Below are 25,336 nucleotides of genomic sequence, written 5' to 3'. Positions count from 1 at the left end.
CAGCCTTTGATTCTGTTTACTTGTAATTATTTATTAGTAATCACTAGTAGTTTGGCTTAGTCATACCTGCGCCAGCTTTGTTCGACGCTGCCTGACTGCCTGCACCTTTCGATACAAAACGCTCAGTGCGGAACGGAGCTGCAACAACTTCAATCTCTTTGATCTCTTGTGGACCAGGAGCTTTAGTCATTGGTGAGCCTGCTTGCTTCTTCGCAACCGTTGCTTTTGGTGCAGCTTGAGGAGCTTCTGCTTTTACAACAGGCACTTCTTCAACTTTTGCACTTTCAGCTTTAGGTGCTTCAGCTTCAACAACTGGTGTTGTCTCTTTTGCTGCAACAGGCGCTTCGACTTTCGTTGCTTCTACAATCACTGGAGCTTCAACTTTCTCAGTTTCAACGACCACTGGTGCTTCTTCAACGACTACAGGAGCTTCAGTTACCTGAGCTTCAGAGCGAGTTTCTTCAGCAACAACTGCGTTTTCACGAGAGATGATTACTTTACCCATAGCTAATTCAGGACAAGCAAAACCGCCAGCCATCACTACGTTGCTCTGAGGTGCATTCTCTTGAACTGTATTTTGTTCTTGAGCTTGAACAGCAACTTGAGTTTCAGTAGCAACCTGAGTTTCAACAGCAACGTCCATTTCAGGTTTTGTCTGATTATGGTGAGGTTTTGGAATGAAGCGAGGCATCACTTTACCCATAGCCATCTCTGGAGAAGCTACACCACCTTTACGTAGGCGGAATGGGTTAGGGCGACGATCACGACCGCGACGACGACGTTGACCACTTGCACGTAGGTGACGTGGAGAACGACGGTTACGACGTTGCTTCGGCTCTTCCTGTTCAGTTTGCTCAGAGTTTGCTTGAGTTGCTTCTACTTGTTCCGCAACTTTCTGCTCTTGTGCTACTGATTGATCTTTCGCAATAGACTGTTCTTTAGCAACAGCAGACTCATTTGACGAGTTTTCTGCAGCTTCAGCTTGTTGGTCTTTAATACGAACTTGTTTGTTCAGTTTACGACGCTGACGACGCTCTTTAATCTTAGCTGCTTTCGCTTCTGGCTTAGCCTTAGGCGCTTCTAGTTTATCAGCTTGAGCTTCTGCCGCTAGCTGTAGACCTTCTTCTGCTAATTTAGATGGTGCTAGCTCTTCGCGTTGCTTCTGCTCATCACGTGGCTTATTGCGACGGTCTTGCTTAGGCTTACGAGGCTGACGAGTTTGCTGTGGAGCAGTTTCTTTCTGCTCTTCAGGTTTCTCATCACGAACTGGTTTACGACGGCGTTTGTTGTCACGGTTTTCGTTACGATTGTCACCACGTTCGTTACGTTGTTCGCTACGGTCACCACGCTCGTTACGTTGTTCGCCACGGTCACCACGTTGGTTACGACGGCGGTTGTCGTTACGATCACGGCGTTGACGGTTACCATTGTTGCGATTGTTCTTAGGTTTCTCTTCTTGCTTCTCTTCTTCTTTTTTCTCTTCTTGAGTTGAAGAGAAAAATAAGAAGCTACCGATAGCTTTGAAGAAACGACCAACTAAGCCTGGTTCTTGAGTCGCTGCTGATTCAGATTTTTTCTCTTCTACAGCTTTAGGTGCTGGAGCAGGAGTCGGTGCTGATTGAGCAGGAGCCGCGAAGCCTTTAAGAGCTGGCTCTTCGATCTTCTTAGGACGAATAGTCTGTTCTGCTGGTTCTTTGCTTTCTACTTCTTTTAGAGCTTCTAGCTTGGTAGGCAGCAAGTAAGACAGTAGATCGAACTCTTCACCTTCACGAACACGGATAACCTCAAAGTGTGGTGTTTCCATGTCAGAGTTAGGAACTACAGTGATCTTAACTTCTTGGTTCTTCTCGATGTGGTTTACTGAGCGACGTTTCTCGTTCAATAGGTAAGAAGCGATTGGAACAGGCACAACAGCAAGTACTTGTGCTGTGTTGTCTTTCAGAGCTTCTTCTTCGATCAGACGTAGAACAGATAGTGCTAGTGATTCGTTATCACGAACAACACCAGTACCTGTACAACGAGGACAAATGTGGTGGCTTGCTTCTGCTAGTGATGGGCTCAAACGTTGACGAGACATCTCTAGAAGACCAAAGCGAGAAATACGACCAATCTGAACACGTGCACGATCTAAACGAACGGCATCACGTAGACGGCTTTCAACTTCGCGTTGGTGGCGAACCGGAGTCATATCGATGAAGTCGATAACAACAAGACCACCTAGGTCACGTAGACGTAATTGACGTGCAATTTCATCGGCTGCTTCTAGGTTAGTGTTTAGCGCTGTTTCTTCAATATCGCTGCCCTTTGTTGCACGAGCAGAGTTGATATCGATAGAAGTTAGAGCTTCTGTTGGGTCGATCACGATAGAACCACCAGACGGAAGACGAACTTCACGTTGGAAAGCAGATTCGATCTGGCTTTCAATCTGGTAATGGCTGAATAGTGGCACTTCACCATCGTATTTCTTAACGCGATTCATGAAATCTGGGCGTATTAATTGAATGTGCGCTTGTGCACGTTCAAAAATAGTATTGCTGTCGATTAGAATCTCGCCAATATCACGACGTAGATAGTCACGAATCGCGCGAACGATAACGTTACTTTCTTGGTGAATAAGGAAAGGAGCTGCATTTGAATCAGAAGCTTGCTTAATAGCGCCCCAGTGATTCAATAGAACGTTCAAGTCCCACTCTAGCTCTTCTGCACTTTTGCCAACACCTGCTGTACGCACGATTAAGCCCATGCCTTGAGGAAGCTCAAGAGTGCTTAATGCTGCTTTCAGTTGAGTGCGTTCATCACCTTCGATACGACGAGAAATACCGCCAGCACGAGGGTTATTAGGCATAAGAACTAAGTAACTACCAGCCAAAGAGATGAAAGTTGTCAGTGCAGCGCCTTTGCTACCACGTTCTTCTTTCTCAACTTGTACGATTACTTCTTGTCCTTCTCTTAGCACTTCTTTAATGCTAGGACGGCCTTGGTATGTATAACCTTCAGGGAAGTATTCGCGGGCAATTTCTTTAAGAGGGAGGAAACCGTGACGTTCTGCGCCGTAATCAACAAATGCCGCTTCTAGGCTTGGTTCAATACGGGTAATACGTCCTTTGTAGATATTCGCTTTCTTTGACTCGTGACCTGGACTTTCGATATCTAGATCGAACAGTCGCTGGCCATCAACCAAAGCGACACGCAACTCTTCTTTTTGAGTTGCGTTAATTAACATTCTTTTCATTTAGAAATTCTCATTGTCTTTTCTTATTTTCATCATTGGTCTTATCGCTTTATTCGTTTCTCATGGTGCCAGATCCCATGGCTTTATCGGTGCAGCCTCCCGGCTGGAGAGGGATGCTCTGGGGCACGTCAGTCATCATAGGGAGTTAGCCTATGATCCGCGATGTGGCGGTGAATACTCAACATGAGTGTACGTGAGTAGAGCGATAAGGAACTCAGTTGACCGTGTCTTACGCCGATTGCAGCACTGTCTAATCTGAGTCATCTACTCATTTACTTGCTTATGAATGGTTAGCTGTTTAAATATTAGTCAATCCACTGATAGCAGCTGTGAACTATAGCAGTGGTCGGTAAACACAGCAATCTGCTTTGTCGTAATGCGGTAAAAAAAACAGTTTTTGTTTGGGTTTTGATAGCTCTAACTCACTGTCTATAAATAATTTATCAATTGATATTTTAATTTGCAGGAAGCTTGGTGCTTTTTTGTTCGAAGAATCAAAGAAATATAGAACTTCAATGACCTTTTAGGGATAGATCAGCAGGGATTATAGATAAATAAGTTCAGAATAGGGTTAAGAAAATCTCAATTATCAAAAGTGACAGTGATACAATAGCCCAATGAGCGAAATTAGAACCCAAGTCCAATTTGTCGACATTGACGAAGATATGGCTGGTCAGCGTATTGATAACTTCTTACGCAACCAATTAAAAAATATCCCGAAAAGCATGATTTACCGAATCGTGCGTAAAGGCGAAGTCCGCGTAAACAAAAAACGCATCAAGGCTGAATACAAACTAAAAGCAGGTGATTTAGTTCGTATTCCACCAGTCACTATTGAAGAGAAAACAGAAGAGAACGTACCAAGCACTAGACTCAATAAGGTTTCGGAATTGGAACAGTGCATCATTTATGAAGATGATCACATGCTGATTCTTAATAAACCGTCGGGGACTGCCGTTCACGGTGGTAGCGGGTTAAAGTTTGGCGCGATTGAAGCATTGCGTGCACTTCGCCCTGATGCTCGTTTTCTTGAATTAGTGCATCGTATTGATAGAGATACGTCTGGCATTTTGCTTGTTGCTAAGAAGCGCTCGGCGCTAAGACACCTTCAAGCACAGTTCCGTGAAAAAACGGTTCAAAAATACTACTTCGCTTTAGTGATGGGCGAATGGAAGAACAGCTGTAAAGTGGTTAATGCCCCTTTATTGAAAAACGAAGTAAACAGCATTGTTCGCGTTAACCCGAATGGTAAGGCTTCTGAAACTCGTTTTAAGGTTTTGGAAAAATTCCAAGATGCGACGTTAGTTCAGGCAAGCCCAATTACCGGCCGTACGCACCAAATCCGTGTGCACGCTCAGTATACTGGCCACCCAATTGCTTGGGACGACCGTTACGGTGATCGTCGCTTTGATGCTTACACGGGTAAAGTGGGATTGAATCGTTTGTTCTTACATGCCGCCAACATTAAGTTTACCCACCCAGGTAGCGAAGAGAAGATGGATATCTCGGCTCCAATGGAAAAAAGGCTAGAGAGAGCACTCACTGGTCTACGTAAGCTTTAAGAAGATACGCAAGGGTTAGCTGTTTTTAGCCTTACTTCTCTACTAACAAAAAAGGTTGACGAAATTCGTCAAACTTTTTTGTTTTCATCTGTTGTAGAAGATCCCCAACTCGCTCTTGAGGATGACGACTTTTTAAAGTCAGGTTCTACATCATGAGCTGATTGGATAATGTAGTTATCTTCGTCCTTCCCTAGACTGACGAAGGAAGGAGTCGGGAATCTCCAACAGAGAGAGTACCCGCTATAACACATTCATTCCTTGCGCTTCTAACATATCGACCAGATCGATCAGCGGTAAGCCGATCAAGGTATTCGGGTCTTTACCTTCCATTTTCTTAAATAACGCGATACCTAACCCTTCACACATAAAACTGCCAGCGCAGTAATAAGGCTGCTCTTTCTCAACATAAGCAATGATCTGCTGATCTGTTAAATCACGGAAATGCACGATAAAGGTATCTAAGCGAGTGTCGGCTTTATTGGTTTCACTGTTCCATACCGTTATCCCAGTATAGAAAGTGATGCTTTTACCGCTTTGGCGAGATAGTTGCTCAATCGCTTTTTCACGAGTGTGTGGTTTACCAATGATTTCTCCATCAATCACACACACTTGATCGGAACCAATCACTAGGCTTGGTTTTTCAACCACACAAGACTTGGCTTTTGTCTCGGCAAGACGCGTCACTAACTGTTGAGGTGTCTCTTTTGGAAGTGGCGTTTCATCGCAGTCAGGCTTCGCTGTGACAAAGTCTAACTGTAGTTTTTTGAGGATCTCTTGCCTAAATGGAGATGTAGAAGCTAAAACTAGTTGGTAATTTCTCATTTTAATTTACAATTCGTGTAAGCATTTAGTTCAGGATAACGTAACTTATCCTGCTATTCATAATGCTCTGAACAGGAAAGGTAGGAAAGTACATTTTTTTTGCCATTTCCTTTGACTAAACACGATTTGGAAGATAAGATTCGCGCCCTATGCAAAAGGAAAAAATACCGCGTACAGTTGATCCGGCAAGAACGGCTCAAAAACGACTCGATATGGATGGTATCATTCAAGTCAGTCTTTTGAAGCGTTTAACTGAAACAACTGAAGGCGTAAAACGTGACGCGCAAGTCTCAATGTCATTTGGGCTTGATGAACAACGATTAGTCGTTATCTCTGGTAAAGCTAACGTCGAAGTCGATTTAGAGTGTCAACGTTGTAATGAGGTTTTCGCACATGAGTGCGATGTCCAATTTACTTATACTCCTGTTTACAGCGAGAAAAGTGAAGAGGAAGCACCGGAAGAGTACGATTTGGTAGATCTGAACGAGTACGGTGAGTTAGACCTGATTCAATTAGTTGAAGACGAGTTCATCCTTGGATTGCCACAAATAGCAATGCACGACGATGCGAAATGTAGCGTTAACTCAAATAACTTGGTGTTTGGTGAACTTCCTGAAGAAATTGAGGAAGATAAAAAGCCGAATCCATTTGATGTTTTAAAAAACTTAAAGAAGTAACTTATTAGTAAGTATCTTTAAGAATTTACATAGGAGTAGGGTCAATGGCCGTACAAAAGAGCAAGAAATCACGTTCAATGCGTGGCATGCGTCGTTCACACGATGCGCTAACTACAGCAGCACTTTCTGTAGACGCAACTTCAGGTGAAACTCACCTACGTCACAACGTGACTGCCGAAGGTTTCTACCGCGGCAAAAAGGTTATCAACAAGTAAGGTTGACCTTTGCAAAATCTAACCGTTGCGCTTGATGCAATGGGCGGGGACTTCGGTCCTCGTGTTACAGTGCCTGCCGCCGTGCAGGCACTGTCGTATTTCCCAGAGCTAAAAGTCATTCTAATAGGTGATCGCAACGCGATCACATCTCAATTATCTTCATTAGGTCGAATGCCTGATTCTCGTTTGAGTATCCAGCATTGTGATCGAGTCATTTCCAATTCTGAAAAACCTTCACTGGCCCTACGCAACAGTCAGGGTAGCTCTATGCGTGCTGCTATCGATCTGGTTGCCGAGTCACAAGCTGATGCTTGTGTGAGTGGTGGCAACACCGGCGCACTGATGGCGTTATCTCGTTTCCGACTCAAACTCCTTCCTGGTATTGATAGGCCTGCATTGGTTTCAGCTTTGCCTACCGCTTCTGGCAACCGTACATGGATGCTTGATTTAGGAGCGAACGTTTCTAGTGACGCGGATTCACTGTTTCAGTTTGCCGTAATGGGCAGTGCATTAGCAGAACAACATTTAGGTCGCGTGCCTCGTGTCGCTATCTTGAATATCGGCGCTGAAGAAATCAAAGGCAATGACCTTGTAAAACGATGCGCTGAAATGTTGTCGAATACTCAGTCTGTGAACTTCATAGGCTATATTGAAGGTAATCAATTACTTCAAGATGCTGCTGATGTCGTCGTATGTGATGGTTTTGTGGGCAATGTCTGCTTAAAAACGTGTGAAGGTACGGCTCAGCTCTTTATTGATAAGCTAAAAACGCGCATGATGGCTTCAACAATAAAGGGTTGGATCGCCAGAATGTTGTTTTCTGAGCTATTTACTGAATTAAAAACCTTGAACCCCGACCAGTATAACGGCGCAAGTTTGTTAGGATTGCGCGGCATTGTCATTAAAAGCCATGGAAGTGCTGATGTGTCTGCAGTCGTCAACGCGATTGGTGAGGCAGTACACGAGGTCAAACGACAAGTCCCCAGTCGCATTAGCGATCGTTTGGAAGCGGTTTTACTCGAGAGGCATTATTAGTCTTCATGTATAGCAAAATTTTAGGTACTGGCAGCTACTTGCCATCTCAGGTGCGTACTAACGCAGACTTAGAGAAAATGGTAGAGACTAGCGATGAGTGGATCGTTGCTAGAACAGGTATTAAAGAGCGTCGTATTTCAGCGGAAAACGAAACTGTTGCGGATATGGCGTTTTACGCTGCTGAGAATGCCATTGAAATGGCAGGTATCGACAAAGAAGATATTGATTTAATCATCGTTGCGACAACCAGCAGTAGCCACACATTTCCGTCTTCGGCATGTCAGGTACAAGGCAAGCTTGGTATCAAAGGCTGCCCTGCGTTTGATTTGGCTGCGGCGTGTTCTGGTTTTGTCTACGCACTGTCTGTTGCTGATCAACACATCAAGACTGGCATGTGTAAAAATGTTTTGGTAATCGGTGCGGATGCACTGTCAAAAACCTGTGATCCGACTGACCGCTCTACTATCATCCTATTTGGTGATGCAGCAGGTGCGGTGGTTGTAGGCGCAAGCGAAGAGCCAGGTATTTTGTCTACTCACATTTACTCTGACGGTAAATACGGTGAGCTTCTAAGCTTAGAAGTACCAAAGCGTGGCGGTGATGCAGACAAATGGCTGCACATGGCAGGCAACGAAGTATTTAAAGTGGCAGTAACTCAGCTTTCTAAGCTAGTTAAAGACACATTAGCGGCGAACAATATGGATAAGTCAGAGCTTGATTGGTTAGTTCCGCATCAAGCGAATTACCGTATTATCTCTGCAACCGCTAAAAAGCTGACAATGTCGCTTGATCAAGTAGTGATTACTCTTGATAAGCACGGCAATACGTCGGCAGCAACCGTACCAACGGCCCTAGATGAGGCTGTTCGCGACGGGCGAATTAAACGTGGTCAAACGCTTCTACTTGAAGCATTTGGCGGCGGCTTCACTTGGGGTTCTGCGTTAGTTAAATTCTAACCCCAAGCGATAATCAACAAACAAGGCACATAACTTATGTGCCTTATTCAATTTTTTGCTTTGCTTAAAGGAAAATTACAATGAGCAAATTTGCTATCGTATTCCCAGGCCAAGGCTCTCAAGCTATCGGTATGCTTGCTGACCTAGGCGAACAGTATGATGTTGTTAAAAAGACATTTGCTGAAGCTTCAGAAGCACTTGGTTACGATCTATGGGCATTGGTTCAAGATGGTCCAGTAGAAAATCTAAATGAAACTTTCCGTACTCAACCGGCTATACTCACTGCGTCTGTTGCAATTTGGCGTGTATGGCAAGAGCTTGGTCTAGAGCAACCTGCAAACCTAGCAGGCCACAGCCTAGGCGAATATTCTGCACTAGTATGTGCGGGTGTTATCGACTTTAAAGAAGCGATCAAGCTGGTTGAGCTACGTGGCCAACTAATGCAAGAAGCAGTTCCTGCGGGCGTTGGTGCAATGTACGCAATCATCGGTCTAGATGATGAAGCGATTGCGAAAGCGTGTGAAGAAGCGGCGCAAGACGAAGTTGTGTCTCCAGTTAACTTTAACTCTCCTGGCCAAGTTGTTATCGCAGGTAACAAGGCGGCAGTAGAGCGTGCTGGTGCTTTATGTAAAGAAGCAGGCGCGAAACGTGCTCTTCCTTTACCTGTATCTGTGCCGTCTCACTGTGCTCTTATGAAGCCTGCAGCAGACAAGCTAGCGGTTGCTCTAGAAGCTCTGGAGTTCAACACGCCGGCACTGCCTGTTATCAATAACGTCGATGTTATTGCTGAAACAGACCCTGCAAAAATCAAAAGCGCACTTGTTCGTCAGCTTTACAGCCCAGTTCGTTGGACTGAAGGCGTACAAGCGATGAATGAGCAAGGCGTTGAGAAGCTACTAGAATTAGGCCCAGGTAAGGTTCTTACTGGTCTAACAAAACGAATCGTAAAAACTATGACAGCTGCTGCAGTTAATGACACTGCATCACTAGAAGCTGCTAAGTAAATAAACACTTAATAGAGAAGTTATGATGAATTTAGAAGGCAAAGTTGCACTAGTTACAGGCGCAAGCCGTGGCATCGGTCGTGCAATCGCTGAACTTTTAGTTGAACGTGGTGCTAAAGTTATTGGTACTGCTACGTCTGAAGGCGGCGCTGCTGCAATCAGCGAGTACCTTGGTGAGAACGGTAAAGGTCTTGCTCTTAATGTCACTGATGTTGACTCAATTGCTGCTACACTGAAAACCATCAACGATGAATTCGGTGCGATTGACATTCTAGTTAACAACGCAGGTATCACTCGTGATAACCTTCTTATGCGTATGAAAGACGATGAGTGGAATGACATCATCGATACTAACCTGACGCCTATCTTCCGCATGTCTAAAGCTGTATTGCGTGGCATGATGAAGAAGCGCCAAGGCCGTATCGTAAACGTTGGCTCTGTAGTCGGTACTATGGGTAACGCTGGTCAAGCTAACTACGCAGCAGCAAAAGCTGGTGTAATTGGTTTCACTAAATCAATGGCTCGTGAAGTTGCGTCTCGTGGTATTACAGTGAACACTGTAGCTCCAGGTTTCATCGAAACAGACATGACTAAAGCGCTAAATGATGACCAACGTGCAGCAACTTTGGCGAATGTACCAGCAGGTCGACTAGGTGACCCTCGCGAAATCGCTGAAGCTGTGGTATTTTTGGCGTCACCTGCGGCAGCTTATATCACAGGTGAAACACTTCACGTCAATGGCGGTATGTACATGGTGTAAATTATGTGCAACATTTGTGCATGATTTAAGTCAAGATCATACGTAATTTCGGTTAAAATCGTGAAAATTGTGGTTTGACCAGAAAAGTTGACCTTGCAACTTTCAATAGATTGAATAAACTACGGAAAACATCGCATAAAGCGAACTCTGTAAAGGAAAAGAAAAAATGAGCAACCTCGAAGAACGCGTAAAGAAAATCATTGTTGAACAGCTTGGTGTAGACGAAGCTGAAGTTAAAAACGAAGCTTCTTTCGTTGATGACCTAGGTGCAGATTCTCTAGACACAGTTGAGCTAGTAATGGCTCTAGAAGAAGAATTCGACACTGAAATCCCAGATGACGAAGCTGAGAAAATTACTACTGTTCAAGCTGCTATCGATTACGTAACTAGCGCTCAGTAATAATCTCTCCCAGGCGGTCACCTTGACCGCCTGTGTTTTATCTAACTTATCTATCCTCATCTTAAATCACCTCAATCCCCGGAGTGTAATATCGTGTCCAAGCGTCGTGTAGTTGTCACTGGCATGGGTATGTTGTCGCCGGTAGGCAACACTGTAGAATCCTCTTGGAAAGCCCTGCTAGCTGGTCAAAGTGGTATCGTTAATATCGATCATTTTGATGCAACCAATTTCTCAACTCGTTTTGCAGGTCTAGTTAAAGACTTTAACTGCGAAGAGTATATGACTAAAAAAGATGCTCGTAAGATGGACTTGTTCATCCAGTACGGCGTCGCAGCAGGTATTCAAGCTTTAGATGATTCAGCCCTAACTATTACTGAAGAAAACGCTCCTCGTGTAGGCGTTGCTATCGGTTCTGGTATTGGTGGTCTTGGTTTGATCGAAGCCGGTCACCAAGCTCTAACTGAAAAAGGCCCTCGTAAAATCAGCCCGTTCTTCGTACCGTCGACGATCGTGAACATGATTGCGGGTCACATGTCTATCATGCGTGGTCTACGCGGTCCAAACATCGCGATTTCTACGGCATGTACGACTGGCCTACATAACATTGGCCACGCGGCTCGTATGATCGCATACGGCGATGCTGACGCAATGCTAGCGGGTGGTGCTGAAAAAGCATCGACACCACTAGGTATGGGCGGTTTTGGTGCGGCTAAAGCACTGTCTACTCGTAACGATGAGCCTCAAAAAGCTTCTCGTCCATGGGACAAAGGCCGCGATGGCTTCGTTCTTGGCGACGGTGCAGGCATGATGGTTCTTGAAGAGTATGAACATGCTAAAGCTCGTGGCGCTAAGATTTACTGTGAGCTAGTTGGCTTCGGTATGTCGGGTGACGCTTACCACATGACATCTCCAAGTGAAGATGGCTCTGGTGGTGCACTAGCAATGGAAGCGGCTATGCGTGATGCAGGCATTACTGGTGAACAAATCGGTTATGTTAACGCACACGGTACTTCGACTCCTGCAGGTGACGTAGCTGAAGTTAAGGGCATCAAGCGTGCTCTTGGCGAAGCAGGCAGCAAGCAAGTCTTGGTTTCTTCTACGAAATCAATGACAGGCCACCTTCTAGGTGCTGCTGGTTCTGCTGAAGCGATCATCACAGCGATGTCTCTAATTGATCAAATTGTTCCACCAACAATCAATTTAGATGATCCTGAAGAAGGCTTAGATATTGACTTAGTACCCCACACTGCGCGTAAAGTTAGCGGTATGGAATATGCTGCATGTAACTCATTCGGTTTCGGTGGTACAAACGGCTGTTTGATCTTCAAAAAGATTTAATCATCTTATTAAAGATGTAAACATTCGTAGATAGTCATAATTAGACTTGTTTTTAAACGGCTTGATGCTTTAGCATTGAGCCGTTTCTTTTTATGGGGAAAAACATGTTTTGGGTTGATGGAGAAAGCCAGCAAACTGTCGATATCTTGGATCGCTCGTTTCAGTACGGGGATGGCTGTTTTACCACCATGCTTGTCCAAGAAGGTCAGGTTCAACATTTTTATGATCATCAATGTCGTGTCGACGAATGCCTTAAAGCGTTACGTATTCCGACACTTGATTGGGATGTTGTTAGCCTTTGGATCGATAATGCACTTCAACATATCCAAGATAACGATCTTCACGGAACAAAGAGCCTTTATGGTTCAAAGATCCTCCATGATACAAACAAGCCTCATAATCAAAAAGCTGGGATTAAGCTACACGTTAGCCGTGGGGCCGGCGGTCGTGGCTACAGTGCCAAGAATATCGCCAAGCCAACGATAACCATCAGTACATTTGATTTCCCTCGTCATTATTCAGCGTGGCAAGATTCTGGTGTAGAACTCGGTATCTGCCAACAAGCATTAGGTTTGAGCCCACTGCTCGCAGGCCATAAGCACAATAATCGTCTTGAGCAGATCTTGATGAAAGATGAAATGGATCAGGCCGATGAAGCTGATGGTGTAGTTCTTGATATCTCGGGCAATGTGATTGAAACCACCATGGCCAATCTATTTTGGCGAAAAGGTCAGATGATATATACACCTCAACTCACGCAAAGTGGTGTGGCAGGGGTTATGCGTAAGCAAGTGTTAACCGCGCTGAATCAAGCTGAACTTTCCGTTACAATTAGTGACTACTGCTTATCTCAACTCATGCAAGCTGATGAGATTTTCATGACCAACTCCATCTTAGGGGTTGCCCCAGTTACCCGTATTAGTGATACCCAATTCAACATTGGAACCTTTACTCGTAGCCTTCAAGGACAACTAAACTCGTGATCAAAAAGTTATTTATTTTTATTATCTTGTGCTTAATCGCAGCCGCTGCTGCTGGTTTTTATGTTTACAACCAAGCGCAAGATAACCTGAAACAAGTTATTCAATTAGAAAAACCGCAGGTGGTTACCGTTGCTTCAGGCAGCAGCTTTAACCGTGTTCTAGCACAGTTGATTAACGAGGGGCTTTTTGAAGCTTCTCCTTACGAGAAATTAATCCGTAAGTTACATCCTGAGCTTGTAGACGTAAAAGCGGGTACATTCCTGCTTGAACCCGGTTTAACCCTAGAGCAGGCGCTACAAGTGCTTGTAGAAGGGAAAGAGCACCAATTTACCATTACCTTCGTAGAAGGCAGTCGTTTTGACGAGTGGCTTGTTCAGCTAAAAGACAACGAATTCATTCAGCAGACGTTGAATGATGTCTCTGAAAAAGAGATCGCACAAAAGCTTGGTATCGAAAATGAAAAGCTAGAAGGCCTTTTCTTAGCGGAAACATACCACTATACCTACGGCACAACGGATTTAGATTTGTTGAAACGTGCCCACCGAGATCTAATGAACGTAGTCAATGATGAATGGGAAAATAGAGCCGAGAAACTGCCTCTTAAATCGCCATATGAAGCGCTAATTCTTGCGTCTATCATTGAGAAAGAGACTGCAGTAGCATCAGAGCGTGAACGTGTGTCTTCTGTGTTCGTTAATCGCTTGAACAAGCGTATGCGTCTGCAAACTGATCCAACGGTTATCTACGGCATGGGTGACAGCTACGATGGCAACATCCGTAAGAAAGACTTACGCACACCAACGCCATACAACACCTATACAATGAGTGGATTGCCACCGACACCTATCGCTATGGCAGGCAAAGCGTCGATCAACGCGGCGTTGAATCCAGAGAAGAGCAATTACTTGTATTTCGTTGCGAGTGGAACAGGTGGTCACGTATTTTCAAAGAGTTTGACTGAGCATAACCGTGCAGTACGAGCTTACTTAAAGCAATTAAGAAAAAACAGATAAAGAAATAATTATGAATCAGTCGAAATTTATCGTGGTTGAAGGCCTTGAAGGCGCAGGCAAAAGCACAGCAATCAATGCCATCGTTGAGACATTAAAAGCGTCGGGTGTTGAGGATATTGTTAATACTCGCGAGCCGGGTGGTACTGTCTTAGCTGAAAAGATGCGCTCATTAGTTAAAGAAGAGCACGAAGGCGAGAAGCTTCAAGACATGACTGAGTTGTTGTTGATGTATGCAGCACGTGTTCAATTAGTAGAAAACGTCATCAAGCCTGCACTAGACAGTGGTCAATGGGTATTGGGTGATCGTCATGATATGTCTTCACAGGCATACCAAGGTGGTGGCCGCCAGATCGCACGCACGACTATGGAATCACTGAAATCAACCACGCTAGGCGGCTTTAAGCCCGATCTAACGCTATATTTGGACCTAGACCCTAGAGTAGGGTTAGAGCGTGCTCGAGGCCGTGGTGAGCTTGATAGAATTGAAAAAATGGACATCTCATTTTTCGACCGCACGCGTGAGCGCTATTTAGAAATTGCAGAACAAGATGATTCTGTATTTGTGATTAATGCGCAGCAAGAAATTGAGCAAGTAGCCGCTGATATTAAAGTCGCGTTAACTGCTTGGCTCGACAAACAGTAGGTAGTCATGGCTGAAGTGTATTCTTGGCTCACCCCAGTATGGAGTGAGTGGAAAAAAAGTCTCGATGCGGAGCGTTTCCCTAACTCTGTGATTGTTAATGCACCGGAAGGGCTCGGCGTTGATGCGTTGATTAGCCAACTTACCGACGCATTGATGTGTACGAATTATGAAAGCGAGTCGTGCGGGTTTTGCCACAGCTGCGAATTAATGAAGTCAGGCAGTCACCCTGATTTTCATGTGATCTCACCAGAAAAAGAAGGTAAGTCGATCACGGTTGATCAAGTACGTGCTAGTAACCGCTGGGCTCAGGAGTCTTCTCAGTTAGGTGGTTTGCGCGTTATTTTGCTTGCCCCTGCTGAAGCAATGAACGAATCGGCTTCCAATGCATTGCTGAAAACTCTAGAAGAGCCATCAAGCAAGTGTATCTTTATTCTTTCGACTCGCAATAGTAACCGATTAATGCCAACTATCATCAGTCGCTGTCAGCAATTCAATGTGGTCAGCCCGCAGTTGGAAGCTGGCTCAGAATGGCTTGATGGGGAAGTCGGCAAGGCTGTTCCAGCGTATATTTTAGCGCTTAACGACAACGCGCCTTTAAAAGCAAAAGCGATGTTTGAGCAAGATGGCGTTGAAGCATCAACAAAAGCGCTCGATGGCTTTGTGAATGTGATAAAAGGCACTCAACCTGACATGCTAAAGTTCTCTACAGAGCTTAGCAAAGACCCTTTAATTCAACTTGGCTGGCTTTGGCATTTATTGTCGGATGTACAGAAGCTGCATTTTGGTTTGGCGAACCAAGCTATTACTCCGAGTGCAAAAGCACTGTGTGAGGTGATGTCTTACCAAAGTGCTTATGCAGCATCGAATAAACTGCTGATATTGATTGAGCAGTTAAAGCAACACCCTGGGCTCAATACGGAGCTACTCATAATGAATTGGCTAATAGCCACTTGCGAGGAAACATGTTCGTAGATTCCCACTGTCACTTAGACAAACTGGATTACCAAGATTTACACACCAGCGTAGAAGATGTGGTTAACAAGGCGAAGGCTGCCAATGTAGACCAATTGCTTTCCGTCGGTGTGACACTAGATTCGTTTGAAAACATGCTCGAGATGATCTCGCCGTTTGATAACGTTAAAGCCTCTTGTGGCGTTCACCCTCTCGATGTTGAAAGTGATTTCTGTCTAGAGACAATGCGTGAGTACGCGAGTAACCCTAAAGTAGTGGCGATTGGTGAGACAGGCTTAGATTACCACTATCAACCTGAGACAGCTGAATTGCAACAACTGCGATTTAAGCAGCATGTTGAATTGGCCGTTGAGCTTAATAAACCTTTGATCATCCATACACGTAACGCACGTGAAGACACATTGGCTATTTTACGTGATGGCGGAGCTGAGAAGTGTGGCGGCGTTATTCACTGCTTTACTGAAGATCAAGCGTTCGCTGAAGCGGCAATGGAGTTAGGTTTTTATATCTCAATTTCAGGTATTGTGACCTTCAAACAAGCTACAGAACTCAAAGAAGTTGTTAGGAAGCTTCCTCTCGATAGGCTATTAATCGAGACAGATTCTCCATATTTGGCGCCAATTCCATATCGTGGCAAGCAGAACCAGCCTGCATATGTTGTCGAAGTTGCCGCCTATATTGCACAATTGAAAGGCTTGTCAATGAAAGAGGTTGCTGAACAAACAACCAAAAATTATCAAAAACTTTTTTTGCGATAAAAAACGAAGTAAATAAATAAAAGGGAGCGAAAGCTCCCTTTTTGTGTTTTTGATCACCAAAAATGCTTTTTTTTTTTAATGTTTACTAATTATGTTGAACTTGAGATGGCTATTTATAACATTTGTAATTTTGTTACTAAAAATAACATTCGCCCCTATTTTATTTACCCAGTAAAATAATAGGTCTTGTTAAATATCTCCTTTATTTTCAATAAATTAAATAATTGTAAAGCATTGCATTTCTAGATTTGACATGTGATCCAAGACGTGTTTTGAAACTAAATTTCGTAAGTGACTAGAAAGTTAGCTCCCCATCAATATATATTTAGCGGCAGAAAATATAATGCAATACATGGTTACATTTTCACTGGGTGCTAACATATAGGCTACGGGGGTGTGCCGTTAGAACCCATATAATTATTTTATCTTTATCAGGAGCATAAACATGTTTAAGAACCTTTTTGCTAGCCTGCAGAAAGTTGGTAAGTCTCTGATGCTTCCAGTATCAGTTTTACCAGTTGCGGGTATTTTGCTAGGTGTCGGTGCAGCAGATCTTCCTTTCATTCCAGAAATCGTTTCAAACTTAATGGAACAAGCTGGTGGTTCAGTATTCGGTCAAATGGCACTACTGTTCGCAGTAGGTGTTGCACTTGGCTTTACTAACAACGATGGTGTGGCTGGTCTAGCTGCTATCGTTGGTTACGGCATCATGACTGCTACACTTGGCGTAATGGCTGGTGTAATGGGCGTTGATAAAATCGATACTGGTGTACTAGGTGGTATCCTAGTCGGTGGTGTTGCTGCTTGGGCATTCAACCGTTTCTTCCGTATTCAACTACCAGAGTACCTTGGCTTCTTCGCTGGTAAGCGTGCTGTGCCAATCATCACAGGTTTCTCTGCGATCGGTCTAGCAATCCTACTATCTGTAGTATGGCCACCAGTTGGCGGCGCTATCTCTGCGTTCTCTGATTGGGCTGCTCACCAAAACCCACAAGTGGCGTTTGGTATCTATGGTGTCGTTGAGCGTTCTCTAATTCCATTTGGTCTTCACCACGTTTGGAACGTACCTTTCTTCTTTGAAGCTGGTACTTGTGTAAACGCTGCTGGCGAAACTCAAAACGGTGTTCTTACTTGTTACCTAGTTGCTGATGACGCATCTCGTGCAGCGGGCAATGGCTTCGGTCAGCTAGCTGGTGGTTACATGTTCAAGATGTTCGGTCTACCTGCTGCTGCAATCGCGATTGCACACTCAGCTAAGCCTGAAAACCGCGCTAAAGTAATGGGCATCATGGCTTCTGCTGCGTTGACTTCATTCCTAACGGGTATCACTGAACCAATCGAATTCTCTTTCCTATTCGTTGCTCCAGTACTGTACGCAATCCACGCTCTACTAGCTGGTTCTGCATACGTTCTTGCGAACACTCTAGGTTTTGTACACGGTACATCTTTCTCACACGGTCTAATCGACTTCCTAGTTCTATCTGGCAACTCGTCTAAGATGGGCTTAATGGTTGTATGTGGTATTGCTTACGCTGCAATTTACTACATCGTATTCCGCACTGTGATTAAAGCTCTAGACCTTAAAACTCCAGGCCGTGAAGACGAGACTGAAGAAGAGTCAGTTGCAACTGGTTCTGAACTTGCTGGTGAGCTAGTTGCTGCATTCGGTGGCAAAGCGAACATCACTGGTCTTGACGCTTGTATTACTCGTCTACGTGTTGCAGTAGCTGATACAGCTCTTGTTGACCAAGACAAACTGAAGAAACTAGGCGCAGCAGGTGTTGTTGTAGTTGCTGGTGGCGTACAAGCTATCTTCGGTACTAAGTCTGACAATCTTAAAACAGATATGGATGAATGGATCCGTAACAACGGTTAATTCACTGATTCAATAGATTGAAAGGAGGCCGAAAGGTCTCCTTTTTTGTTTTCTGCTCAATGGCATCCCTTTTTACGCTTACTCTTTTCAACTCAATCAGTTATCGAATAACTCGATGTGCTAATGCTCAATTGCCCGCTTTGGGTACCTCTTATCTTTAACTTTATGATGACAACATCCGTTTTGATTTAAGTAATCTATCTTTTTTGAACACAGTCTGAGAATATTATGAAACATCGTTACCTAATTGGCCTTATGTGTTGCAGCGGAGTATCGCTAGCTCATGCTTCTGAAGCTCCAAACCTAGAAGTTGGCTTAGCCGTCGACCAAGATCTAAGTGTTGTTGTTGAGTTCGATCAAAAGTATCGCGCCACAGTCGGTAATGATGGTGCAGCATTCGATTATATTTTTAAGCGCGGTCAGTTTGAGACTGAAGCGCCTTTAAGCTGGTATGTCGGTGCTGGTGCGTGGGCTGAATGGAATGATGACTTTGGTTTACGCTTGCCGTTAGGCGTGAAGGTTAACTTCTATGAAGGTTGGAATGCTTACGCGCAAGTTCACCCTGAGCTTGACATGTACAGAGGGGTTGAGTTGCAAGTAGGCGGTGCTCTGGGTGTTACCTACAAGTTCTAACTTGAACTAAAAAACGTTTTAATAACGATAAAGCCAGCATTTAGCTGGCTTTATCGTTTCATCAGACACACTTATTTCTTCTAACTCATTTCGTTTGAGAACAGGCTTTGACTTAGAATGTAAAACTCAGCCCGACATTGGCCTGGAATTGGTTCATCCAATCGGTATCAAAGCGGATAATGCAGTCTTGCCCTGTGCTCGGTACACTACAAACACCGGATGTGTCGTTATCGACAACCGTGCCTAGCCAGCGGATTTGAGTGTTTAAAGCTAAGTTGTCACTCAATTTGTACTCTAAACCACCAAAGATAGAGGTGGAGAATCCATACTTATCTTTCGCCCAGTCAACATCAACGTAAGACGCTCCAAGACCTAGCCCTAGATAGCCGGACAATACAGGAGAAGCCGGGTAGTAGATGCTGCTTTGAAAGTGTAGGTATTGGATGGAAGAGCTCAAGTTGAGTGTTTCTAACTCAGATCTCTGATTGGAATAGAAAAATCCAATGCGTCCTTTTTCAAGTGGCGTTTCAATTGCAAAAGTGTAGTTTTCAGAGCCTTTCATGTCATAAGTTTTACCATCCTGGTCTTCGACACTACCGCCGCCAGTATAACCCACCATTGGAGTAATGATGATTTCCGGCGAAGCATTCGCGCTTGAAATGGAAAGAAGCGTAACCAGTGCCATCATATTTGCTTTGTTATTCATGAGTATATCCTTGTCCATACACTTACTAATTGTGATGGTTACATCAATATTGTGCGACTAATTTCAACGATTCTTGAAGATACTTCACACACCTGATAGTACTTAAATAGAGACTCGACAAATTAATAATAAGCCAGAGGTGTCTATGGACCATAATCTGAAAAATGCTCTACAAATAACAGCGTTTATCTACACCATCATTCTTTCATTTGGCTTTATTGCGATTGGTAGCTAATACCATCTATTGCGAGGCTGAGTTTTTATACTCAGGGAATAATGAATAGTGGGATTATAACCAATATTGATTCGGCAATAGACTTAGATTACTACGCTAAGTTTATTGCTGGAAAAACAGCACTGGTTGCCCAAGGCGGCGGACAGCGAAGTATTTTTACGGCTGGTGTGCTGGACGCATTTCTTCTTTCTAATTTTGACCCCTTCGACGAATTCTTTGGCACCTCAGCGGGTGCGCTTAATTTGTGTGCCTATCTGTGCCGTGATAAAGGGCTAGGTCGTTCTTTTGTTCTTGATTTAACGACGGCTCCAGAATTCTTCAATCTTTTCTCCTATATACGAAAGCGCCAAAACTTAGGTTTAGAGTGGGCCTTAGAACAAATCATGGCTTACCCATACAAGCTTGATCTTGATTTGGGACGACAAACCTTAGGTGACCGACATTTCTCTGCAGCAGTAACCGATTCCAAAGACTTACGAGACCACTATTTTCCGTTGATGGGAGAAGACTGGTACAAGGTGATGATTGCGACCTGTGCTATTCCTCGTTTGTACAATGATGAAATCTTCATTGGTGACAGTGCTTATGTTGACGGTGGCGTGTCTGCGTCTATTCCTGTGCAAGAAGCATGGCGTAGGCAAGCTCGCTCAATAGTCGTGATACGTACTGAGCCTGTATTGGAAGAGGGTGCTGAGCTATCCAATGAGATTCAACGTAAACACGCCTTAGTGAAAGCACCTCAGCCAATATCGGCAGAGGAGTTGGAGTGGTTCCGTGAGTCGTTTGATAGTGTGCAAGACCATTGGCAACAAAAAGTAGATCAATGGAAAACTGATTGGACGTCATTCTTTCAGCAGCAAATTCTCCGTTCAAAGGAACAAAAGCGCGATAGAGGGCACCTTGATCTGCTCAATGGTGGACGATGGCTATTTGGTGCTGATGATATTTACCGTTTAAGTCATTTGATTGGCGATAAGTTTGATTCTGGCTTAGCTGACATGTTGATGGTTCATTATCAGACCTACTCATTAACTCAGAACTTTTTGAACTCTCCACCGGACGATGCGTTTGTTGTTCAAATTGCACCCAGCAAACCGCTTAAGTCGAGCTCTTTGATGAGTGACAAGGAAGACTTGCTGTACGATTACGAATTAGGGTTAGAGGCGGGTTACCAGTTTGTAGAAACCTATACTTTAACGGAAAACGCTCGCAGTTCACACATGCCACAGTTGGTGACTTGCGCTGCTGATAAGTAATATTCGAAATTGCTAAATAATACTCGAATTTGAAAGTTAGTACGCAATGAGCTAACAATATTCTGAAGTGAGAAAGGGTTACTGAACTTAGTTCAATAACCCTTTTTTGGTCTTGGCAGGGTCGCTGAGCAACGAACTGACCTAATCAAATACAACCATGTTAAGTGACAGGCAAGATTCTCATGCAGTTGGTTGAACCCGCCACATCCATAATGTCGCCTTGAGTGACGATCACTAGGTCACCAAATTTAAGGTGTCCTTTCTCTTTCAAGCAAGTGAGCGTAGACAGTGCGATATCAAAGCTGTCTTTGGCTTCTGTCTCGAAGTAGATAGGGGTAACACCTCGATACAAAGTACAGCGGTTCAGCGTTCCTTCATTACGAGATAAGGCGTAAATAGGCATATCGGCACTTAGGCGCGACATCATCAGAGCAGTGCGGCCTGATTCGGTTAGAGTCACCACACCTTTAATGCCTTCCATATGGTTTGCAGAATAGATGGTTGCCATGGAGACAGTTTCTTCAGCCGTCACAAAGGTACGGTCAATACGGTAATTAGACTGGTTGTTAATGCCCGCCATTTTTTCAGCGCCGATACAGACTTCGGCCATTGATTTCACCGTTTCAACGGGGTAATCACCCGCTGCGGTTTCACCTGAAAGCATCACGGCATCGGTGCCGTCTAGTACGGCGTTGGCCACATCCATTACTTCTGCACGAGTTGGCATTGGCGCGGAGATCATCGATTCCATCATTTGAGTTGCGGTGATCACTGTTCGATTAAGCGCTCTAGCACGGCGTATAAGCTGTTTTTGTACTCCAACTAATTCTGGGTCACCAATTTCCACTCCGAGGTCACCACGAGCCACCATGACGACATCTGAGGCCATTATGATGTCATCCATGTTCTCCACAGTGGCAACGGTCTCTGCTCGTTCCACTTTCGCAACAAGGTGAGCTTCTAATCCTGCTTCTCGTGCTAACTGACGAGCGTAGTGCATGTCTGCGCCGTTGCGTGGGAAAGACACGGCCAAATAATCGACTTGGATTTGAGCGGCGGTGATGATGTCTCGCTTGTCTTTGTCGGTGAGCGCTTCTGCAGACAATCCTCCGCCTTTCTTGTTAATGCCTTTGTTATTCGACAGCGGGCCACCAATGGTGACTTCAGTATGAACGCGACAGCCTTCGACTTCGGTGATTTTTAATTGAACGCGACCATCATCAAGCAACAGTACATCGCCAGCTGACACATCGTTTGGTAACTCTTTGTAATCAAGGCCTACGGCTTGTTGATTGCCTTCACCTAAACCTAGGCTACTGTCGAGCGTGAACTTGTCGCCTACTGCGAGTTGGATTTTACCGTCTTTAAAAGTAGACACTCGAATCTTGGGACCTTGTAAGTCGCCGAGGATTGCGATTTGAGTACCGAACTTTTTCGCTATTGCTCGGACTTTTTCAGCGCGTTGAATATGGTCATCGCTGCTGCCGTGAGAGAAGTTCATACGGACGATATTGGCGCCGGCTTTGATGATCTCTTCAAGGACGTTACCTTTATCTGTTGATGGTCCTAAAGTGGTGACGATTTTTGTTTTTCTTAATTCTGATGTCATGAATGCTCCGAAGGTGAGACCTAGAAAATCTTGTACAAGACAGAATTAAGTATATGCATTAATTGATAATTTATTGGGAGCTAGGAAGATATTTCTGTATTTGCTGTTATTTATTGAATTTAGGACTCAAACACGATGTTTTTTTATGAAAATTAAGTCTCAAATTATCGATGTGGGTGTTAATTTTTCTTAAACTATTTGACTAGATACACAAAGATTCATGTATATACGTGATACTGGTCACGGCGATATATCAAGTCACTTCACAATTACTTCGCAAAGTAAAAAAATTAACCCGTTGATGATTTCTGGAGCGTAAAATGTACATGGCTCAACCGGGCCATATTGATCATATCAAACAGGTCAATGCTGGTCGTGTATATAAACTAATTGACCTTAAAGGTCCTATTTCTCGTATCGAACTGTCCAAGCAAAGTGAGTTGGCTCCGGCGAGTATTACTAAAATTACCCGCGAACTTATTGAAGCCCACCTTATCCATGAGACGACGGTTCAAGAAGCCACGACTCGTGGACGTCCTGCTGTGGGTTTGCAAACCAATAATGAAGGTTGGCAGTTTCTGTCGATGCGTCTTGGTCGTGGGTATCTCACGATCGCGCTTCATGAGTTGGGTGGCGATGTACTTATCGATACTAAAATTGATATTCACGAACGTGACCAAGAGGATGTGCTTGCTCGTCTTCTGCATGAAATTGATGAGTTTTTCCAAACCTATGCGGAACAGCTCGACAGGGTAACCAGTATTGCAGTCACTCTGCCGGGTCTCGTGAATTCTGAGCAAGGTATTGTGCTGCAGATGCCGCACTACAACGTTAAAAATTTAGCGTTGGGCCCAGAGATCTACAAAGAAACGGGTCTACCGGTCTTTATTGCCAATGATACTCGAGCTTGGGCATTAGCTGAGAAGCTGTTTGGTCACTCACAAGATAACGATAATTCAGTTCTTATCTCGATTCACCATGGTGTCGGTGCTGGGATTATCCTAGATGGCCGAGTTCTACAAGGTCGCCACGGTAACATCGGTGAATTGGGTCATATCCAGATCGAGAAAGAGGGCAAGCTTTGTCATTGTGGTAACCGAGGCTGTTTAGAAACGGTGGCGAGTTCGAAGGCGATCCGTGAGCAAGTCAAAGAACGATTAGCCAATGGTGGAGAATCCACACTTACTGTGTTTGAAGATGTCACGATTGAACAAATCTGCGCTGCCGCAGCGGCGGGTGATCCGCTAGCGGTAGAAGTGATTGAACAATTAGGCCGTTACCTAGGCTCTGCGATTGCGATTGTGATTAACCTATTCAACCCTGAGAAAATCTTGGTGGGTGGTGTTATTAATCAGGCTAAAAGCGTGTTGTACCCTGCGATTCAAAAGTGTATCGAAGAGCAGAGTTTATCGGTTTACCATCAAGATTTAGAGCTGGTGGAATCTCGATTCTATAAACAAGCAACCATGCCGGGTGCTGCGCTTGTTAAACAAGCTTTATACGATGGTCAATTATTGATGAAAGTCATTGAAGGTTAATCCCTCTTTACTCTTCCTATAGCCTTACCTAACTCTTATCATCTCCTTAAACTATGTATAACGTTATTTGTTGTACTTAGTTTAAGCATTCTGTGCAATGGCGCTTTGCTTTAACCTATTGAAGTAGGCTATTGTAGCCTCAGTTATTATTTGTCACTAAGGTGTTGTATGTCTGGCGTTTTAAATTCGGTTGATCAGAGAACCAAACTAGTCGGTGAAAACCGTCTGGAACTCTTGTTATTCAGCTTAAATAGTCGTCAACTATTTGCGATTAACGTATTTAAAGTGAAAGAAGTCCTAAAAGTGCCAGTGTTAACTCGCTTACCAGGTTCTCACCATCATATTACGGGTGTGGCTTCTTTACGTGGCGAATCGGTGCCTGTTATCGATTTGCGCAGCGCGATTGGCTTCCCTCCATCTCGTGATGAGACTCAAGAAAATAACTTGATCATCACGGAATACAACCGAACCGTACAAGGCTTCTTGGTTGGACAAGTGCGTAATATCGTGAATACGACGTGGACTGAGATTCAGCCGCCGCCAAAGACAACGGGTCGTGCAAACTACTTAACTGCTATCACGCACATTCAAGAAGAAGAGCAACATAAGATCGTTGAGATCATTGATGTTGAAAAGGTACTCGCTGAAATCATCGATTATGACGTTTCGATTTCTGACGGTGTTTTAGATGAGCAGCTTGCTAATGAAATGGTTGGGCGTAGTGTGCTTATCGTTGATGACTCTTCAACCGCGCGCAATCAGATCAAAGGCACCTTATCGCAACTGGGTTTGAACATTATTGAATGTTGCGATGGCCTACAAGCGCTTAATCTGCTGAAGGGGTGGTGTGACGAAGGCAAAGACATCAATCAAGAAATACTGCTGATGATCACCGATGCCGAAATGCCTGAAATGGACGGTTATAAACTGACTCATGAAGTGCGTACTGACCCTAGAATGCATGACTTATTTATCACGCTAAATACCTCATTAAGTGGAAGTTTTAATGAAGCCATGGTTGAGAAAGTAGGGTGTAACCGCTTTATTTCTAAATTCCAACCGGATCTCTTGGTTGAAGTGACTCAAGAGCGAATGCGCCAGATTTTATAATTA

Annotated in this window: 24 protein-coding genes; 20 read left to right on the top strand and 4 right to left on the bottom strand. The window is 44.2% G+C overall.

All coding sequences use genetic code 11. The annotated features are described in order from the left end of the window. Positions 1-43 precede the first annotated feature (43 nt). Complete coding sequence (gene rne, locus ED652_RS04135) at positions 44-3,232, bottom strand: ribonuclease E (protein ID WP_122053562.1); 3,189 nt, start codon at positions 3,230-3,232, stop codon at positions 44-46. 617 nt (positions 3,233-3,849) lie between these two features. Between rne and rluC the strand changes: the two genes are divergently transcribed. Next, a complete protein-coding gene (gene rluC, locus ED652_RS04130; protein ID WP_122053561.1) occupies positions 3,850-4,794 on the top strand; it encodes a 23S rRNA pseudouridine(955/2504/2580) synthase RluC in 945 nt (314 codons plus the stop codon). 240 nt (positions 4,795-5,034) lie between these two features. Here the strand turns inward: rluC and ED652_RS04125 are convergent, their stop codons facing one another. Continuing rightward, positions 5,035-5,616, bottom strand: coding sequence for a nucleoside triphosphate pyrophosphatase (locus ED652_RS04125; protein ID WP_122053560.1), 582 nt, complete (start codon positions 5,614-5,616; stop codon positions 5,035-5,037). Positions 5,617-5,765: 149 nt separating this feature from the next. On the opposite strand from ED652_RS04125, the gene yceD reads away from it, so the two are divergent. From yceD to ED652_RS04050, 15 genes are all read left to right on the top strand, one after another. Next, positions 5,766-6,293, top strand: a complete 528-nt coding sequence (yceD, locus tag ED652_RS04120) for a 23S rRNA accumulation protein YceD (protein ID WP_004733994.1) — start codon at positions 5,766-5,768, stop codon at positions 6,291-6,293. A 44-nt stretch (positions 6,294-6,337) separates the two neighbouring features. Next, the gene (rpmF, locus tag ED652_RS04115; protein WP_004737376.1) at positions 6,338-6,508 is read left to right on the top strand and encodes a 50S ribosomal protein L32; all 171 of its coding nucleotides are present in this window, start codon (positions 6,338-6,340) and stop codon (positions 6,506-6,508) included. Between the two features lie 9 nt (positions 6,509-6,517). Then, positions 6,518-7,543 (top strand): phosphate acyltransferase PlsX, encoded by a 1,026-nt coding sequence (gene plsX, locus ED652_RS04110; protein ID WP_012603565.1) that lies wholly within the window; start codon positions 6,518-6,520, stop codon positions 7,541-7,543. A 5-nt stretch (positions 7,544-7,548) separates the two neighbouring features. Next, positions 7,549-8,499 carry a beta-ketoacyl-ACP synthase III gene (locus tag ED652_RS04105; protein WP_122053559.1) on the top strand — a complete coding sequence of 317 codons (951 nt, stop codon included), beginning with the start codon at positions 7,549-7,551 and terminating at the stop codon, positions 8,497-8,499. Between the two features lie 80 nt (positions 8,500-8,579). Further along, the gene (gene fabD / locus ED652_RS04100) at positions 8,580-9,503 is read left to right on the top strand and encodes an ACP S-malonyltransferase (RefSeq protein ID WP_122053558.1); all 924 of its coding nucleotides are present in this window, start codon (positions 8,580-8,582) and stop codon (positions 9,501-9,503) included. Positions 9,504-9,528: 25 nt separating this feature from the next. Then, the gene (gene fabG, locus ED652_RS04095; RefSeq protein ID WP_010437280.1) at positions 9,529-10,263 is read left to right on the top strand and encodes a 3-oxoacyl-ACP reductase FabG; all 735 of its coding nucleotides are present in this window, start codon (positions 9,529-9,531) and stop codon (positions 10,261-10,263) included. A 166-nt stretch (positions 10,264-10,429) separates the two neighbouring features. After that, the gene (gene acpP / locus ED652_RS04090; RefSeq protein WP_012603569.1) at positions 10,430-10,663 is read left to right on the top strand and encodes an acyl carrier protein; all 234 of its coding nucleotides are present in this window, start codon (positions 10,430-10,432) and stop codon (positions 10,661-10,663) included. 93 nt (positions 10,664-10,756) lie between these two features. Beyond that, positions 10,757-12,001, top strand: a complete 1,245-nt coding sequence (fabF, locus tag ED652_RS04085) for a beta-ketoacyl-ACP synthase II (RefSeq protein WP_060467361.1) — start codon at positions 10,757-10,759, stop codon at positions 11,999-12,001. 104 nt (positions 12,002-12,105) lie between these two features. Continuing rightward, entirely contained in the window at positions 12,106-12,984 is an 879-nt protein-coding gene (gene pabC / locus ED652_RS04080; protein ID WP_122053557.1) for an aminodeoxychorismate lyase, read from the top strand. After that, positions 12,981-13,997 (top strand): endolytic transglycosylase MltG, encoded by a 1,017-nt coding sequence (gene mltG / locus ED652_RS04075; RefSeq protein ID WP_122053556.1) that lies wholly within the window; start codon positions 12,981-12,983, stop codon positions 13,995-13,997. Before pabC ends, mltG begins: the two co-directional genes overlap by 4 nt. A 10-nt stretch (positions 13,998-14,007) precedes the next feature. Next, on the top strand, positions 14,008-14,640 hold the full coding sequence (gene tmk, locus ED652_RS04070; RefSeq protein WP_122053555.1) for a dTMP kinase: 633 nt from the start codon (positions 14,008-14,010) through the stop codon (positions 14,638-14,640). Between the two features lie 6 nt (positions 14,641-14,646). Next, positions 14,647-15,612: a DNA polymerase III subunit delta' gene (locus tag ED652_RS04065; RefSeq protein ID WP_122053554.1), complete on the top strand. Its 966-nt coding sequence runs from the start codon at positions 14,647-14,649 to the stop codon at positions 15,610-15,612. Next, positions 15,603-16,370, top strand: coding sequence for a TatD family hydrolase (locus tag ED652_RS04060; protein ID WP_076656971.1), 768 nt, complete (start codon positions 15,603-15,605; stop codon positions 16,368-16,370). The genes ED652_RS04065 and ED652_RS04060 overlap by 10 nt, the downstream gene beginning before the upstream one ends. 445 nt (positions 16,371-16,815) lie before the next feature. Then, positions 16,816-18,246: a PTS glucose transporter subunit IIBC gene (gene ptsG / locus ED652_RS04055; protein WP_122053553.1), complete on the top strand. Its 1,431-nt coding sequence runs from the start codon at positions 16,816-16,818 to the stop codon at positions 18,244-18,246. A 228-nt stretch (positions 18,247-18,474) separates the two neighbouring features. Next, complete coding sequence (locus ED652_RS04050) at positions 18,475-18,879, top strand: hypothetical protein (protein WP_122053552.1); 405 nt, start codon at positions 18,475-18,477, stop codon at positions 18,877-18,879. Between the two features lie 112 nt (positions 18,880-18,991). Here ED652_RS04050 and ED652_RS04045 read toward each other — a convergent pair whose 3' ends face one another. Beyond that, on the bottom strand, positions 18,992-19,585 hold the full coding sequence (locus tag ED652_RS04045) for an outer membrane beta-barrel protein (protein WP_060982319.1): 594 nt from the start codon (positions 19,583-19,585) through the stop codon (positions 18,992-18,994). A gap of 145 nt (positions 19,586-19,730) precedes the next feature. Between ED652_RS04045 and ED652_RS04040 the strand changes: the two genes are divergently transcribed. Both ED652_RS04040 and ED652_RS04035 read left to right on the top strand, forming a co-directional pair. Beyond that, a complete protein-coding gene (locus ED652_RS04040) occupies positions 19,731-19,820 on the top strand; it encodes a YnhF family membrane protein (RefSeq protein ID WP_122053551.1) in 90 nt (29 codons plus the stop codon). A gap of 41 nt (positions 19,821-19,861) precedes the next feature. Next, positions 19,862-21,076 carry a patatin family protein gene (locus ED652_RS04035; protein WP_122053550.1) on the top strand — a complete coding sequence of 405 codons (1,215 nt, stop codon included), beginning with the start codon at positions 19,862-19,864 and terminating at the stop codon, positions 21,074-21,076. A 160-nt stretch (positions 21,077-21,236) separates the two neighbouring features. Here ED652_RS04035 and pyk read toward each other — a convergent pair whose 3' ends face one another. Next, positions 21,237-22,685 (bottom strand): pyruvate kinase, encoded by a 1,449-nt coding sequence (pyk, locus tag ED652_RS04030; protein ID WP_017107273.1) that lies wholly within the window; start codon positions 22,683-22,685, stop codon positions 21,237-21,239. Positions 22,686-23,005: 320 nt separating this feature from the next. Here pyk and ED652_RS04025 point away from each other — a divergent pair, with 320 nt between their 5' ends. Then, a complete protein-coding gene (locus ED652_RS04025) occupies positions 23,006-24,223 on the top strand; it encodes an ROK family protein (protein WP_122053549.1) in 1,218 nt (405 codons plus the stop codon). Positions 24,224-24,391: 168 nt separating this feature from the next. Continuing rightward, on the top strand, positions 24,392-25,333 hold the full coding sequence (locus ED652_RS04020; RefSeq protein ID WP_017107271.1) for a chemotaxis protein CheV: 942 nt from the start codon (positions 24,392-24,394) through the stop codon (positions 25,331-25,333). Positions 25,334-25,336: the final 3 nt, after the last annotated feature.

Origin of the sequence: Vibrio sp. Evd11, from assembly GCF_900382755.1 — a bacterium.
Classification (GTDB): domain Bacteria; phylum Pseudomonadota; class Gammaproteobacteria; order Enterobacterales; family Vibrionaceae; genus Vibrio; species Vibrio lentus.
The sequence above is the reverse complement of the archived record's forward strand: the minus strand, read 5'-3'. Positions and strand labels throughout refer to the sequence as shown.

Excerpts from the sequence above, each read along its gene's own strand:
- rne (WP_122053562.1), bottom strand. The coding sequence starts at position 3,232 with ATGAAAAGAATGTTAATTAACGCAACTCAAAAAGAAGAGTTGCGTGTC.
- rluC (WP_122053561.1), top strand. The coding sequence starts at position 3,850 with ATGAGCGAAATTAGAACCCAAGTCCAATTTGTCGACATTGACGAAGAT.
- ED652_RS04125 (WP_122053560.1), bottom strand. The coding sequence starts at position 5,616 with ATGAGAAATTACCAACTAGTTTTAGCTTCTACATCTCCATTTAGGCAA.
- yceD (WP_004733994.1), top strand. The coding sequence starts at position 5,766 with ATGCAAAAGGAAAAAATACCGCGTACAGTTGATCCGGCAAGAACGGCT.
- rpmF (WP_004737376.1), top strand. The coding sequence starts at position 6,338 with ATGGCCGTACAAAAGAGCAAGAAATCACGTTCAATGCGTGGCATGCGT.
- ED652_RS04105 (WP_122053559.1), top strand. The coding sequence starts at position 7,549 with ATGTATAGCAAAATTTTAGGTACTGGCAGCTACTTGCCATCTCAGGTG.
- fabD (WP_122053558.1), top strand. The coding sequence starts at position 8,580 with ATGAGCAAATTTGCTATCGTATTCCCAGGCCAAGGCTCTCAAGCTATC.
- fabG (WP_010437280.1), top strand. The coding sequence starts at position 9,529 with ATGAATTTAGAAGGCAAAGTTGCACTAGTTACAGGCGCAAGCCGTGGC.
- acpP (WP_012603569.1), top strand. The coding sequence starts at position 10,430 with ATGAGCAACCTCGAAGAACGCGTAAAGAAAATCATTGTTGAACAGCTT.
- pabC (WP_122053557.1), top strand. The coding sequence starts at position 12,106 with ATGTTTTGGGTTGATGGAGAAAGCCAGCAAACTGTCGATATCTTGGAT.
- tmk (WP_122053555.1), top strand. The coding sequence starts at position 14,008 with ATGAATCAGTCGAAATTTATCGTGGTTGAAGGCCTTGAAGGCGCAGGC.
- ED652_RS04065 (WP_122053554.1), top strand. The coding sequence starts at position 14,647 with ATGGCTGAAGTGTATTCTTGGCTCACCCCAGTATGGAGTGAGTGGAAA.
- ED652_RS04060 (WP_076656971.1), top strand. The coding sequence starts at position 15,603 with ATGTTCGTAGATTCCCACTGTCACTTAGACAAACTGGATTACCAAGAT.
- ptsG (WP_122053553.1), top strand. The coding sequence starts at position 16,816 with ATGTTTAAGAACCTTTTTGCTAGCCTGCAGAAAGTTGGTAAGTCTCTG.
- ED652_RS04050 (WP_122053552.1), top strand. The coding sequence starts at position 18,475 with ATGAAACATCGTTACCTAATTGGCCTTATGTGTTGCAGCGGAGTATCG.
- ED652_RS04045 (WP_060982319.1), bottom strand. The coding sequence starts at position 19,585 with ATGAATAACAAAGCAAATATGATGGCACTGGTTACGCTTCTTTCCATT.
- ED652_RS04040 (WP_122053551.1), top strand. The coding sequence starts at position 19,731 with ATGGACCATAATCTGAAAAATGCTCTACAAATAACAGCGTTTATCTAC.
- ED652_RS04035 (WP_122053550.1), top strand. The coding sequence starts at position 19,862 with ATGAATAGTGGGATTATAACCAATATTGATTCGGCAATAGACTTAGAT.
- pyk (WP_017107273.1), bottom strand. The coding sequence starts at position 22,685 with ATGACATCAGAATTAAGAAAAACAAAAATCGTCACCACTTTAGGACCA.
- ED652_RS04025 (WP_122053549.1), top strand. The coding sequence starts at position 23,006 with ATGTACATGGCTCAACCGGGCCATATTGATCATATCAAACAGGTCAAT.
- ED652_RS04020 (WP_017107271.1), top strand. The coding sequence starts at position 24,392 with ATGTCTGGCGTTTTAAATTCGGTTGATCAGAGAACCAAACTAGTCGGT.